The 12,654-nt window shown below is 73.8% G+C and carries 14 protein-coding genes; 1 reads left to right on the top strand and 13 read right to left on the bottom strand.

Going from position 1 to position 12,654, the window contains the following annotated elements; genetic code table 11:
- Window positions 1-24 precede the first annotated feature (24 nt).
- From BIV57_RS11065 to BIV57_RS11030, 8 genes are read right to left on the bottom strand one after another with little or no spacing between them, the layout of a single operon-like run.
- On the bottom strand, window positions 25-804 hold the full coding sequence (locus BIV57_RS11065) for a class I SAM-dependent methyltransferase (protein WP_071656560.1): 780 nt from the start codon (window positions 802-804) through the stop codon (window positions 25-27).
- Window positions 804-1,445, bottom strand: a complete 642-nt coding sequence (locus BIV57_RS11060) for an ABC transporter ATP-binding protein (protein ID WP_071656559.1) — start codon at window positions 1,443-1,445, stop codon at window positions 804-806. Before BIV57_RS11060 ends, BIV57_RS11065 begins: the two co-directional genes overlap by 1 nt.
- Window positions 1,439-2,161, bottom strand: coding sequence for an ATP-binding cassette domain-containing protein (locus BIV57_RS11055; RefSeq protein WP_071656558.1), 723 nt, complete (start codon window positions 2,159-2,161; stop codon window positions 1,439-1,441). Before BIV57_RS11055 ends, BIV57_RS11060 begins: the two co-directional genes overlap by 7 nt.
- Window positions 2,158-4,071: an ABC transporter permease subunit gene (locus BIV57_RS11050; RefSeq protein ID WP_071656557.1), complete on the bottom strand. Its 1,914-nt coding sequence runs from the start codon at window positions 4,069-4,071 to the stop codon at window positions 2,158-2,160. Before BIV57_RS11050 ends, BIV57_RS11055 begins: the two co-directional genes overlap by 4 nt.
- Window positions 4,072-4,073: 2 nt before the next feature.
- The gene (locus BIV57_RS11045) at window positions 4,074-5,261 is read right to left on the bottom strand and encodes an ABC transporter substrate-binding protein (RefSeq protein ID WP_071656556.1); all 1,188 of its coding nucleotides are present in this window, start codon (window positions 5,259-5,261) and stop codon (window positions 4,074-4,076) included.
- Between the two features lie 10 nt (window positions 5,262-5,271).
- On the bottom strand, window positions 5,272-5,694 hold the full coding sequence (locus BIV57_RS25105) for a roadblock/LC7 domain-containing protein (RefSeq protein WP_071656555.1): 423 nt from the start codon (window positions 5,692-5,694) through the stop codon (window positions 5,272-5,274).
- Window positions 5,691-7,895, bottom strand: coding sequence for a sensor histidine kinase (locus tag BIV57_RS11035; protein WP_071656554.1), 2,205 nt, complete (start codon window positions 7,893-7,895; stop codon window positions 5,691-5,693). The genes BIV57_RS25105 and BIV57_RS11035 overlap by 4 nt, the downstream gene beginning before the upstream one ends.
- Window positions 7,896-7,926: 31 nt before the next feature.
- Window positions 7,927-8,166: a hypothetical protein gene (locus BIV57_RS11030; protein WP_071656553.1), complete on the bottom strand. Its 240-nt coding sequence runs from the start codon at window positions 8,164-8,166 to the stop codon at window positions 7,927-7,929.
- 97 nt (window positions 8,167-8,263) lie between these two features.
- Here BIV57_RS11030 and BIV57_RS11025 point away from each other — a divergent pair, with 97 nt between their 5' ends.
- Window positions 8,264-8,983 (top strand): GntR family transcriptional regulator, encoded by a 720-nt coding sequence (locus BIV57_RS11025; RefSeq protein ID WP_079170222.1) that lies wholly within the window; start codon window positions 8,264-8,266, stop codon window positions 8,981-8,983.
- A gap of 47 nt (window positions 8,984-9,030) precedes the next feature.
- Here the strand turns inward: BIV57_RS11025 and BIV57_RS11020 are convergent, their stop codons facing one another.
- From BIV57_RS11020 to BIV57_RS11000, 5 genes are all read right to left on the bottom strand, one after another.
- Complete coding sequence (locus BIV57_RS11020; protein WP_139275594.1) at window positions 9,031-9,486, bottom strand: hypothetical protein; 456 nt, start codon at window positions 9,484-9,486, stop codon at window positions 9,031-9,033.
- A 142-nt stretch (window positions 9,487-9,628) separates the two neighbouring features.
- The gene (locus tag BIV57_RS11015; RefSeq protein ID WP_071656550.1) at window positions 9,629-10,621 is read right to left on the bottom strand and encodes an aldo/keto reductase; all 993 of its coding nucleotides are present in this window, start codon (window positions 10,619-10,621) and stop codon (window positions 9,629-9,631) included.
- Between the two features lie 185 nt (window positions 10,622-10,806).
- Window positions 10,807-11,652 carry a hypothetical protein gene (locus BIV57_RS11010; protein ID WP_139275590.1) on the bottom strand — a complete coding sequence of 282 codons (846 nt, stop codon included), beginning with the start codon at window positions 11,650-11,652 and terminating at the stop codon, window positions 10,807-10,809.
- 45 nt (window positions 11,653-11,697) lie between these two features.
- Window positions 11,698-11,919 (bottom strand): hypothetical protein, encoded by a 222-nt coding sequence (locus tag BIV57_RS11005; RefSeq protein ID WP_071656548.1) that lies wholly within the window; start codon window positions 11,917-11,919, stop codon window positions 11,698-11,700.
- A gap of 4 nt (window positions 11,920-11,923) precedes the next feature.
- Window positions 11,924-12,654 (bottom strand): SAM-dependent methyltransferase (locus BIV57_RS11000; protein ID WP_071656547.1); only part of this gene is annotated, 731 nt, incomplete at its 5' end.

The raw sequence follows: 12,654 nt of genomic DNA, 5'->3' as shown, positions 1-12,654 counted from the left end.
GGGCCAAGGCCCCGCAGGTCACGGCTAGAGCGGAGGGCGCCGGCCGGCGCAGGCGTGCAGCGCGTAGGCGTAGGTCCTCAGGGCGGGGTCGGTCAGCAGGGCGGCGGCCCGGTCCAGTTCGTCGGCGGTGATGCCGTCGGCCAGCAGCCGCTCCCGGTGCTGCGCGAGGTTGATCGCGTGCAGGCGGCAGCCGGGGCTGCCGCCCTCCCACCGCTCGTCGTAGCGCCAGCCCTGCACATCGGTCAGGTGCTGGTCCATGTGCTGCTGCAGTGATTCGGCCCAGGCGGGATCCGCGCCGCGGTCCTGAAGCTGCGTGAGGTTGGCGTCGGACATCGTGTCGAACAGGGCGGCGTCGGCGGGCGTCGGTGCGGCGTAGGCCGACGGTGGCGCGGACCACCCCCAGTCCTCGATCAGGAGCCAGCCGCCCGGCTTCAGTGCTGCGGCCATCTGCTGGAGGATCTGCTGACGTTGCGGCAGGTGGCAGAGCACCAGGCGGATGGCGATCAGGTCCCAGCCGGTCCGGTAGGGGTCGGTCGTCAGGTCGTGGACTTCGATGATCAGGTTCTTGGGCAGCGGCTCGTCGATCTTCGGGTCGATGTCGGTGGCCAGGACCAGGCCCTGCGGGTCGCGCTCTGCGAGCCAGCGGGCGATGGTGCCGCTGCCGGCGCCGGGGATCCAGCACTGGGCCGCCTCGGGCAGGTCGAGTGCCTCAATATGGCCTTGGGTCTTGCCGTCCAGGAGGCTCGCGAGCAGGTCGAGTTGCTCGTGGCCGGTGGAGGCGGAGTTGCTGAAGGAGTAGGTCATTAGTGCTCCTGCTGGTTGGTGGTCAGGCGGCCGCGGTCGAGGGTGTGGGTGATGGCGCCGAGGTTTGCGGCCTCCTGCGGGCGCGGTGTGGCGATCAGGACGGCGATCTCGCGGCCGGCCAGGGCGGTGATGTGGTGGTGGAGGGTGTCGGCCAGTTCGCGGGCGAGGCCCTCGGTGGGTTCGTCCAGCAGCAGCAGGCGGGGGCGGACGGCGAGTGCCAGGGTGACGGCGAGCATCCGCTGCTCGCCGCCGGACAGCATTCCGGCCCGCAGACCGGAGCGCTCACCCAGGCGCGGGAACAGCTCGCCCGCCTCGGCCAGCCCGCTGGCGTTGGTGGTGTAGCGGTGCAGGCGGAAGTGCTCGGCGACCGTCAGATGGGGAAAGACGCCGCCGTCTTGGGGGACCAGGGCGATGCCGGCGGGGGCGGCCCGGTACGCGGATCGGGTCACGGGGTGGCCGTCGAGGGTGATGGTGCCGATGCTGGGCCGCAGGTGTCCGGCCAGTGCGGCAAGGAGGGTGGATTTCCCGGCGCCGTTGGCGCCGACGAGGGCGTGCAGCTGGCCGGGGCCGACGGCAAGGTCCGCCTCCCGGACGGCGGGCATGGCGCCGTGGTGGACGGTGAGGCCGATGACCCTCAGCACGACTGCCCCTGTGCCCGACCTTGGTGCAGGGCCGTTGCATCGGGCCCGAGGGCGGCGTGGTCGAGCGGGTGGGCCTGGCCGTCGCGGAGTTCGCTGATGTGGGTGGCGACGGAGGTGACGAGGGACAGGTCGTGTTCGACCAGGATCACCGTCACGTCCTGAAGGCGGGTCAGGATCTCGCCGATCAGGGCGATGCTGGCTTCGTCGAGGCCCGAGGAGGGCTCGTCCAGCAGCAGCAGCCGCGGTCGGGAGGCCAGCGCGCCGGCGAGGTCGACCAGGCGGCGCTGGGCGTGGGAGAGGGTGCCGACCGGGCGGGCTGCGATCGGTGTCAGGCCGAGGCGGCCGATGATCTGGCAGGTGGCGCTGCCGGCTTGTCGGCGGGTCGGGTGGTGCGGCCGGGCGGCGACGGTGATGTTGCGGATCACGGTGTGGTCGTCGATCAGGGAGGGGGTCTGGAAGGTCCGGGCGATGCCGAGCCGGGCGCGGGCGCGCTGGGTGCGGCGGGTGATGTCGCGGCCGTCGAGGAGGATCCGGCCGCGGCTCGGGGCGGCGAGGCCGGCGATCAGGTTCAACAGGGAGGACTTGCCCGCGCCGTTGGCACCGATCAGGGCGTGCCGGGAGCCGGCCGTCACGGTCAGGTCCAGGTCGTGCAGGATGCGGTCGTCCAGGTAGGAGAGGCCGGTCAGCTCCAGGGCGGCAGCAGGGGGCGGCGTCATGATGCCTCCGTTGGTGTGGAGGTGGCGCGGGGCGCGGGGCTGCGGGTGGTCACCAGCAGTCCGGCGACCAGGAAGAGCGCACCCAGCAGGACGTTGCTCGATCCGCCCCAGAACGTGGAGAGCCCGTCGCGGCAGGCGATGACCAGACCGGCGCCGATCAGCGCGCCGATCAGGGAGCGGGAGGCGCCGATCACGGCGGCCAGCAGGGCGAGCGCGGAGGCGGCGTATCCGGCGTCGTCGGGCGAGATGAAGCCGTTCGCGGTCACCAGCAGGCCGCCGCCGAGCCCGGCCAGGGCGCCGGCCGCGGTGTAGGTGGCGGCCACGATGCGGGCGACGGGGTGGCCGCTGGCGCGCATCCGCGGCTCGGCCTGGCGGATGCCGTCCAGCAGCCATCCCGGTGCGCGGCGCAACACCAGGGCGGTGGCGGTGGTGGCCGCCAGCGCGGCGGCCAGCAGGTACCAGTAGAGGCCGCGGTCGCTCAGGGGCGGCAGCCCCCACCACAGCCGGGGGGCGGCCAGGGCGCTCAGGCCGTTGCTGCCGCCGGTCAGCGCGGTGGCGTGGGCGGCCGCCAGTGCGGTCAGCTCGCTGATCGCCAGACTGATCATCAGCGCGGTCGCGCCGCGCGCGGCGGCCAGCAGCGGTGTGGTGGCCAGCGCGAGAGCGGCCCCCGCCGCGGCTGCGGCCGTTAGCTGCAGGGGCCCGACCTCCTGGCCGTGGGTGACCAAAAGGGCCGTCGCATAGCCGCCGGCGGCCGCCGGGGCGGCCTGGCCGAGCGCCGGGATCCCCAGGCGCCCGGTGACCACCGTGGCAGAGGCGGCCACCAGCCCGAGCGCCAACGCCCCTTGCAGCAAGGTCAGCACCCAGTCCGAGGCCAGCCACGGGGCCGCGGCCAGCACCGCCACCGCCGCGGCCGCGGCCGCGAGGACGGGACGCCCGGCCGCGCCGCGAAGGGCCAGCACACGCGGCAGACGGGCCGTCAGGCGGGCGGGCACTTCGCCCAGACGCACCACCGCGGAGCGGACGCTCCCGGGTGCGAGCCGGGGGGCCTCACCGGTGGGGCGCTGGTGCAGGGCCCGCACCACAAGCACGAGCGCCATCGCCGCGTACAGCAGATACGGCGCCAGGCTCGGGGCCAGGCTCACCCCCAGGGTCTGCACCTCCCCGACGCAAAGCGCCGCGAGGGCGGTGCCCTTGAGGGAGGACAGGCCGCCGAGGACGACGACCACCAGGGACAGCAGCAGGGCGGTGTCGCCGGTGCCGGGGCCGGTGCCCAGCACCGGACCGCCGAGAGATCCGGCGAGGCCGGCCAACCCGCCGGCCGCGGCCATCATCCCGGTGTGGACGGCGGAGGGGCGGATACCGAGTCCGGCCAGCAGCTGCGGGTCGTCCGCCGCGGCGCGCACCAGCACCCCGGCGCGCGATCGGTGCAGCACCAGCAGCCCGACGCCGATCACGACGAGGACGGCGGCGGCCAGCACCAGCCGGTACAGCGGGTAGCGCACCCCGAGCACCTGCACCGCGTGATCGAGGCCCGGCGGCAGCCGCACCGGCTGCTCCTGGCCGCCGGAACTGGCGCTGAGCGTCGCCGTGATGAGCAGTCCGGCGCCCCAGGTGGCCAGGGCCTGGGGCAGTTGGCCGCGGCGGATCAGCGGCGCGGTGAGGCCTGCGAGCACGGCGCCGCTCGCCGCTCCGGCGGCGGCCCCGGCCCCGGCGCCGAGCAGCAGGTTTGCCACGGTGCCGTCCGAGACCTGTGCGCCGAGGTAGGCGCCGAGGGCGACCTGGGCGCCGACCGCGAGGTTGAGGACGCCGCCGACCCCGTAGGCCAGGGCGAGACCACCGGCGATCAGGTACAGCAGCAGGCCGTAGGCGAGGCCGTCGAGCGCAGGCAGCAGCGCTGCGTGCACCGCCACCGTCAGCCGCCCAGGGTGGCGAGGTTCTTGACCTGGCGGTTGGCGAGGCTGTTGCCGTCCTTGACGACGGTTCGCAGGTACCAGGGCTGGGCCGGGGCGTGCGTGGTCTTGTTGAACTGCCAGGTGCCGCGGGGGCTGGGAAGCTGCCCCAGACCGCCGATGGCCGTGTTGATCTGCTGCGGGGTGGGGACGTTCCCGTCCTTGGTGGCGGCGGCGATCGCCCGGTCGGCCACCGCGGCGGCGTCGTAGGAGGCCATCGCGTAGGTGGTGGGCAGGGTTCCGGGATGGCGGGCGCTCCAGGCGGCCACGAACGCGCGGTTGGCGGCGGTGTCCAGGTCCGCGCTGTAGTTCAGGCTGGTGGTGACGCCCAGGGCCGCCGAGCCCTCGGCGTTCAGCGTCGGGGTGCCCTCAGTCAAAAAACCGGGACCGTACAGCGGCAGATGGGCGAGCGGGGACTGCCGGTACTGCTTGACGAAGGCGATCGCGGCCCCGCCGGCGAAAAACGCGTAGACCGCCTTGGCGCCGGAGGCCTGGATGCGGGCGAAGTAGGGGGTGAAGTCGGTGACCTTCATATCGATGAACAGGGTCTTCCCGCCGGGATTGGCCAGCTTGCCCCCGATCTTGGCGAACTCCGCGGTGAATCCCCGCAGTTCGTCCCAGCCGCCCTGGTAGTCCGGGCCGACGGCGTAGACCGGCCCGCGGACGTCTTTCAGGACCTGCGGGGCCAGGGCGGTGCCGGGATCGGTGGACAGGTAGGAGGTCTGCCACAGGTATTCGAGCTTCGGCTTGTCGGGGCCGGCGTTCGCCGCGAGGAAGGGGATCTGCGCCTGGCGGGTCAGATCCTGCACGGCCGTGACCGTCCCGCCGCCAACGCCTCCGGCCAGCAGCGAGATCCGATCCTTCTTGACCATGGTGGTGGTGGCGGGCACGGCCTTGTCCGGGCCGAGGCCCTCGTCCCCCACCACCAGGTGCACCCGGTGGCCGCCCAGCCGGTTGCCGTGCAGGGCCAGGTACAGCCGGAAGCCGTTGATCATGTCTTCGCCGACCGGCTGGTAGATGCCGGTCTGGCTGGCCAGGAACCCCACGGTGATCGTCGATCCGGTCGAGGCGGTGTCACTGCTGGCGCAGCCCGCGAGGGCCAGCGGGGCTATCGCCGCAGAGGCGATGACGGTGCGTCGGCTGAGGGTCATCTCTTCCTCGCTATCTGACGGGGTGGGTGGTGGGCCGAGCGGGCTGGGCGATCGCCTCGCCGACCTTGTCGATCAGGGTGTTGGCGTTGTTCATCACCGCGGTCGAGTCGTAGCCGGGTGCCGTCTCGATGACCAGGCACGCGTGGTGGGCGGCGACGAGATACACCTCGCCGCCCTGGGCCTGGATGATCACGAGCTTGGCCTTGCCCTTGCCACCGTCCTTGGCGATGGCGTGCGCGCTGGCCAGCAGCCCCGAGGAGGCGGCCGCCAGGCGCTCGGCCGCGGCCTGGCGTGCGTTCTCGGTGCCGTCCAGATCCGCGGACCCGGTGTGGGCCTGCACCAGGCCGTCCAGGGTCAGGGCCACCACGCGCGTCACCCCTGGATTCTGTTCCTGATACCTCGTCAGGAGGAAGGTGATGTCGGTGTTCGTCACGTCTGCTCCTTGCGTGTGGCGCTCCGGTCGGGACCGGAGCGGCGGGACGCGTTCAGTGCGCGGGTGAGGTTCGCGGGGGCGCTGATGGCGGGGCCCTGGTCGCGGGGTGCCGCATCCTGCGGTGTCCCGGTGTGCCCGGTCGCCCGCGGCTGACGGCGCGGCAGGGTTGAGGCCGAGGCCGTCGCGGGCGCCCGCTGGCCGGGAATCCCGCCGGGACCCGCGTTCGGTTCCGTGGGCGGGGTGCGCAGTGCGCGCGGGCGCGCCGGGATGTGGGCGGGCGGCTTGGGCGGGCATTCGACGGGCTGCACGGTCGCGGTCGCCGGGACCATCACATGGACCGTCGTGCCGCGGGCGGGTCGGGCATCGTCGGCGCGACGGTGCCGACCAGATCCGGGGTGGGACTCGGCGATCTCGACCGTGACGCCGTGGCGGGCCGCCAGACGTGTCACAACCTGCAGGCCGACCCGGGTCATCTGGCTGGTCGCATCCACCGGCGGGGTGCGCAGAAGCCTGTTGAGGTCCTCGCGGGCGCGCGGGGGGATCCCGATGCCCTGGTCGGTCACGGAGATCAGAACGCCCTCGCCCCAGGGACGTATGGTCGCCACCACCCGCGTGTCCGGGGCCGAGAAGGCCAGGGCGTTGTCCAGGAGTTCGGCCAGCAGGTGCGCCAGGTCGTCGACCACGGGTGCGGCGACCTGGACGGCCGCCACCTCGGGGCCGACCGGCTGGAGGTCGACGCGCGCGTACTGCTCGACCTGGCTGATGGCGCCGCGCACCACGTCCAGAGTCCCGAAGGCCTTGTGCCGACCGGGTTCGTAGTCGCCGGCCAAGGTGCGCAGGCTTCGGATGAGGCGCCCGATGCGTTCGTTGATCGAGTCCAGGCCGAAGTAGTGCGCCAGCTCGTCGGCGCTGGCCTGCTCCTCCAGTTCGGTGATGCGCGCGGTGGTCTCCTGCCGCAGCGTGTGGATGCGCATGGCCAGCTGCAGGAGGTTGGCTTCCTGGACCTCGCGGCGCCGGCCCTGCTCGATGGCCAGTCCCCACACGATCGCCACGACGCCGTCGAACGCCAGCAGCAGCTCCTGGACCTCGCCGGTGCGCACGCGACCGGAGGCCGCCTTGACCGACAGGCCCCCCTGACCGGGCCGGATGCCCTGCTCGATCTGGGCCGGCAGCACGGCGGCGACGTGCATCGAGGCCTGGGTGAGCCCCTGCAGCTCGGTCACCAGGCGCCTGCTGATGCGCACCGCGGCGATGCCGACACCCAGCAGCAGGATCAGCATCCCGCCGGCGACCGCTCCGGCCTGCTCCGCCTGCTGCTCGACCAGGGCCTGGACCGACGTCTCCAGCTGCGCGTCGACCTGCGCCTCGACCGTGCGCAGCAGGAGGAGGCGGTGCTGCATCACGCGCATGAACGAGCGGGGCGGGACGATGAGCCGGGATCCGGGCTGGACCTGGGAGATGGCGTCCTCGGCCTGTTGGGCGGCGAGCATCTGCTGGTCGGCGAGGGTGTGCTCCAGCAGCGACTCCCATCGGGTGCGGCCGAGGGAGGTGAAGGATCCGAGGCCGGAGGTGTAGTCCAGGCGCGCGGCGTCCAACTGCTGGCGGCCCGCGGGCTGCAGGATGTGCCCGGTGGCCTGCAGGACCTCGCCCTCTTCGACGCTGACGGACTCCTTGGCCTGGGAGAGCGCCGCCGCGGAGCGGATCTGGTCGGCCAGCGCGGAGGGCGCGGTGCCCGACTGGGCGATCGAGTCGCGGTAGGCGACCAGGTCGGCGGCCATGATCCGGTAGCCGAAGGCGACGGCGGAGGCCGCGGAGCGCCGGGAGAGGACCTCGCGGCGCAGCGTCGGCAGGCGGGCGATGTCGCCGTCGACGGCGGCCAGGTCGGCGGCCGATCCGGCGGGCAGTCCCTTCAGGCCCGCCCGCTGGGTGCGGTAGCGGGCCAGGGTCTGGTCGGTGGCGGCCGCCCGGGCGGTGAAGTCCCCGCGCGGCCCGGCGGTGCTCATCACCGCGATACCGGCCGACCGCTCCTGCTGGAGGCGGTCCAGGACGTCGGCCGCGGCGGACGCGGCGCTGACCATGCGGCCCAGCCGGTCGGCGCCGACCGCCTGGCCGGCCGAGGAGTCCACGACGACCGCGGCCACGCCCAGCAGCGCCGCCAGCGGCGCCCCGAGCGCGAGGGAGACACGCCGCGAGACCCTCATCGCCCACCTCCCGCACTCCGGCGCACGCGCATCAGCCGGCGGTATGCCCGGGCGGCCGGATCGTCAGGACCAGGGCGTCGCTGGATGCGGTCCTGCTGATCTGGGCACGGCCCTGCCACTCGGTCAGCAGCCGCATGATCGGCCCGGTGTCGGCATCGGGGGGAATTTGGATCTCGACGCACCAGTCGCTTCCCTCGGTAATTCGTGCGGGATACCAGCCGTTCTCGGCCGTCAGGCGGGCCTCGTCCGCGGCACGGTCATCGCCGTTCAAGATAAGCCCCTAAGCTCAAACCTAAGGCCGTAAGTTGTCGTATAAGTGCACAGGTGTCAAGCTCAGGCCGGATCTTCACGATCGCCGAGGGAGTGGCATGGCAGCGGAAGCCGGATACGTGCGCGTCGCGGAGCAGATCCGCACCCGCTACCTGTCCGGGCAGCTGGCGACCGGCGAGCGCCTGCCGTCGCGGCAGCAGCTGAGCGCCGAGTTCGGCCAGAGCACCGACGTCGTCACCGCCGCGGTGGCCCTGCTCGCCGAACAGGGCCATCTGTCCCTGCGCCGCGGCCGCACTCCCGAGGTCATTGCGCCCGCCGGCCCGCCCCGGGCCCTGGACCGCTCGGCGGACGCCGCGCCGTCCGGCGATTACAGCGCCGACTCCACAGTTGTGCCCGCACCGGCCGAGGTCGCCGCGCGCCTGGGGCTGCCCCCGGAGGCGTCCGTGGTCAAGACCGCCTACCGCTACCGCGACGGCGACCGCATCATCGCGCTGCGCACCAGCTACGAGTCCCTGGCCCAGACGGCCTCCAGCGCCGTGGCCCTGCCCGAGGCGGGTCCGCACCGCGGCGCCGGGGTCCGGCGCCGGATGGAGCTGCTCGGCCATCCGGTCGCCGCCGTCCAGGAGACCGTCGCGATCGCCGAGGCGAGCCCTGAGCAGGTGCAGCAGTTCCGGATCCCGCCCGGCGCGGCCGTTATCGCCATCGCGCGGACCCACCGGGGAGAGAGCGGCGAAGCGCTGGAGACCTCGGATCTGGTCCTGCCGGCGAGCCGCTGGACGCTGGCGTACACCATCCCCACCGACCGCGCCACGGGCTGATGCGCTGGTTGCCGTCCTGGCTCCGTACGGGACCGGCCGCCGACCGGTCACGACCGGGCCTGCGTGCGGTCCTCGCCGAGGGCGGCCGCCAGGATCGGCTCCAGCACGGCCGGGTCGCCTGCGGAGAGCCTCCCGGGCGGCACCAGCCACGCGAGGCCGCCCACCGAGAACCCCGGCAGCGGGCACAGCAGGACCTCGTCGCGGGCAAGGACACGCACTCCTTCGGCCGTCGGCCACTTCCGGTTCTCGGCGGAGCACGGCGGCAACAGGAACACCACGGCCTCGGTGAGGGCGTCGCTGAGGATCGGGCCGATGGGCCCGGCTCGATCCTGCAGCTGCTCGATCACCGGGCCGGCGAGCCCGGCCGGCACGGAGGCGGCGTCGAAAACGCCGCCGACGCGCACCGCTACCAGGCCGGAGCGCGCAGGGTAACTGCGGTCGGCGGCCCGCAGCAGCTTCAGGAACTCGGGCCAGATCACCGGCCTGGGTGCGAACCTGTTCACCGGCGGCCTCCCAGGTGTGGGCGCGGTCGAGCATGGACGGCAGCGGTCCGCCGGGGCCGACGGGACCCTCGGCACTGAGGGCCCAGCGGCGGTGGCGCGCCGTCGATCGCGGCCGGTTGCTGCGCCACTAACTGATGCAGGGTCATCGACAGTCCTCTTCTTCGGTGGGCTGGGGCGCGGGATCGAGCGCGACCAGGCGCCGGCGCAGACGCTCGCCCCACCGGCCGAGGAAGTCCGCGTCGTCGGAGGTGAAAGCAGCGCCGAGGCCGCCGAAGTACTCCTCCATGCGGTGCTCGGCCAGCTCGCACAGCACCACGGTCCGGCAGTGGCGGTGCAGCAGCATCCGCAGGAAGGCGCGCGTCAGGTCCGCGGTGGTCGATCCGAACCGGGTGCCGATCGCGAGCAGGTGGCCGTCGATCGCCTTCACCTGCTCGCGGGTGCTGCCCAGCGGTGCGGTCTCGGTCGCATCCGTGGCCCTGGCCGGTCGTGGGGTGCGGGCGCCCGGGCCGAGGAGCAGGTCGTGGGCCAGTGGATCGGTGACCAGCACGGCGAGCCCGTGGTTGGCGGCAAGCGCGAACGGATCGAGGCCGGTCGGGGCGGGCGCCGTCAGCGCGCTCAAGTCGGCCACCAGTACCGCGGGTTCCAGGGCTTCGATCGCGGCCCGGACCGCGGACGGGTCGGAGGAGCTTGTTGGCCCGGTGCGCCACGGCAGGCAGGAGGGCGGCCCGCTCAGGTCGAGCGCGAGCGCGTCGAACAGGCCCTGCCCGCGCAGGGCGTTCAGCTCCGTGGCGATGCGGAGCGGCCCGGCCGCGGCGATGTCGGCGCAGCGAAGGGCCATCAGATCCAGGTGATCGATGGCCAGGTCCCGCAGGACGGAGCGCAGACGACGCCGCAGGAGCGCGGGCGACCACGGCTCGGCGGCGCGGTCGGCGCCCGTGGCGGCGACGGTGGCGCTCACCACGACGCGCCTGCGCGGCAGGTCGGCCAGGAAGCGGGCGGCCAGGCGCCGCGAGGACCCGGTGCTGCCGATGTCGATCACGGTCGCGCCCAGCTCGTAGGCACGCTGCAGCGCGGCCAGGGCGCTCTGCTCGGCCGCCCTGACCGCGGGCGGGGCCTCGCGGGTGCGGGCCGGCATCCGGCAGCGGATTCCCAGCGGATGCACCGCCAGTCCCGGCGCGAGAACGCGCCGGCCGTCCGCCGCCGCTGCGCGGCTGCCGGTCGCGGCGGGCGGCGACGGCGAGGGCCCGGTGGCGCCCTTGAGGGTGCTCGACGGCGGGGCGGGGAGTCGGCGGGCGCGGCTTCGGCCGGCCGGGGCTTCGGCTAGGGGGGGTGTGGGGCGGGTGCACACGGCGCGGCCTCCGATCCCAAGGTGGCGTGGGCCAGGACGAACAGGGTCAGGGCGCTCAACTCCCGCTCCGTGGCGGCCAGCGCCCGCCAGCGGCGGGCGAACGCGCGGGGCTCCTCGGGCCAGGAGCGGTCGACCAGCAGCCGGACGGCGGCCCGGTGCAGCACGTCGTTGATGGGGTGCAGGCCGAAGTCGCCGATGAAGTCGGCGGCCGCCAGGGCCGCGGCCTGCCGCGGCAGGCCGGTCTGCCGCACCAGCGCGGCGACCAGGGCATCACCCGGAAGGCGCGCCAACGCGCCGGCGGACTGGAGGAAGGTCTCCGCGGCCACACGCAGCCGCGGACGCAGCTGCTCCAGCCCAACGGCCTCGGCATGGCGGGCCGTCAGGTGCACCACGACCGCCGGCGGGGGCGTGCACCCCACGGTGGTGCCGTCCATCACCGGCAGCGCTCCGAAGCAGGCGCACCACCGGCCGTACAGCTGCCGTGCCGCGGCCTCGTCCGCGGCGTTGGTGCGGATGAAGGCGGCGGTGAGGGCGTCCCACAGGCTGGGGTTGGGGACCCGCACCACCGCCTCGATGCCCTCCAGCGCGGCCCGCGCCGGTTCGGGAAGCGTCGTCGGCAGGCGGGCGGCCGGGATGCGAAACACCGGGATCGCGGTCGGCGCGTCCGGACGGCAGTCGTTCTCCCAGGGCGCGGTCAGCAGCGTGCTGAGGACCTCGCGGCCGTCGAACCTAAGACGCCACACGCCGTTGTTGAACAGCAGGACGCGTTCCGGGTCGGTCCCTGCGGGCGGGCGGGTCCAGGCGGGGTGATCGGTCATCAGCACGACGGTCACGGCAGGGTCTTCTCCGATTGCGGGGAGGCGTCAGGGGGCGTGGGGGATGAGGCCGGCGAGGATGAACAGGGCGGCGGTGAGCCCGCCGAGTCCGGCGCAGCCGAGGGTGGCGTAGCGCTGGGTGGCCTGCGGCGAGCGCGGTGCCTCGACGGTTCCGGAGCGGGCGCGGCGGGCGTGGCGGCGCGCGTTCAGGACGGCGATGGTGAAAAAGCCCGGCACGACGAGGTGCATGAACAGGTAGTGGCAGATCATCGGTCTACGGCGTGATGCCGATCCCGCCGTACATCGCCACCTGGCTGTCATCCTCTGGCGTGGTGTCGGGGTCGGGGTTCCAGCGGTGCACGAGGTGGACCCCGGGGGGAGCGATGTCGATGCCGCAGCTCGTCAGGAGGCGGGTGACCTCGGCGGCGGTGCGCATCACCACCGGTATCCCGGACTCGCCGTAGTGGCCGGCGACGCGGTCGGCGGCCTCGCCGGCGGTGTCCGCGGTGGGCAGGGAGACCGCGACGAAGCTGCCCGGCGGCAGCTGCTGAACCAGGGTCCGCAGGATCTCGTGGGCTTCGCTGTCGGGGACGAACTGCAGGACCGCCAGCAGCAGCACCCCCACCGGCCGAGTCAGATCGAGGGTCTGCCGGACGGCCGGCGTGTGCAGCAGCGCCCGCGGATCGCGCAGGTCGGCCTCCTCGTAGCCGATGCGGCCCTTCGGGGTGCTGGTGCGCAGCAGGGCGCGGGCGTGGGCCAGGACGATGGGGTCGTTGTCGGTGTAGACCACCCGCGCCTGCGGATCGATGGCCTGGGCGACCTCGTGGACGTTGGGGCTGGTGGGGATGCCGGTGCCGATGTCCAACAGCTGGTCGATGCCGCGGCGGATCAGCCACCGGGTGGTGCGGTGCATGAAGGCACGGTTGGCGCGCATCGAGGTCGTCAGGCTCGGCCAGGCGGCGACCATCTTGTCCCCGGCCTCGCGGTCGGCGGGGAAGTTGTCCT

The organism is Mangrovactinospora gilvigrisea, assembly GCF_001879105.1.
Taxonomy (GTDB): domain Bacteria; phylum Actinomycetota; class Actinomycetes; order Streptomycetales; family Streptomycetaceae; genus Mangrovactinospora; species Mangrovactinospora gilvigrisea.
Note: the sequence above shows the minus strand (reverse complement) of the source record. Positions and strands in the feature narration are given on the sequence as shown.

Coding starts and splice junctions, on each gene's coding strand:
- BIV57_RS11065 (WP_071656560.1), bottom strand. CDS start 804: ATGACCTACTCCTTCAGCAACTCCGCCTCCACCGGCCACGAGCAACTC.
- BIV57_RS11055 (WP_071656558.1), bottom strand. CDS start 2,161: ATGACGCCGCCCCCTGCTGCCGCCCTGGAGCTGACCGGCCTCTCCTAC.
- BIV57_RS11045 (WP_071656556.1), bottom strand. CDS start 5,261: ATGACCCTCAGCCGACGCACCGTCATCGCCTCTGCGGCGATAGCCCCG.
- BIV57_RS11035 (WP_071656554.1), bottom strand. CDS start 7,895: ATGAGGGTCTCGCGGCGTGTCTCCCTCGCGCTCGGGGCGCCGCTGGCG.
- BIV57_RS11025 (WP_079170222.1), top strand. CDS start 8,264: ATGGCAGCGGAAGCCGGATACGTGCGCGTCGCGGAGCAGATCCGCACC.
- BIV57_RS11015 (WP_071656550.1), bottom strand. CDS start 10,621: ATGCCGGCCCGCACCCGCGAGGCCCCGCCCGCGGTCAGGGCGGCCGAG.
- BIV57_RS11010 (WP_139275590.1), bottom strand. CDS start 11,652: ATGACCGATCACCCCGCCTGGACCCGCCCGCCCGCAGGGACCGACCCG.
- BIV57_RS11005 (WP_071656548.1), bottom strand. CDS start 11,919: ATGATCTGCCACTACCTGTTCATGCACCTCGTCGTGCCGGGCTTTTTC.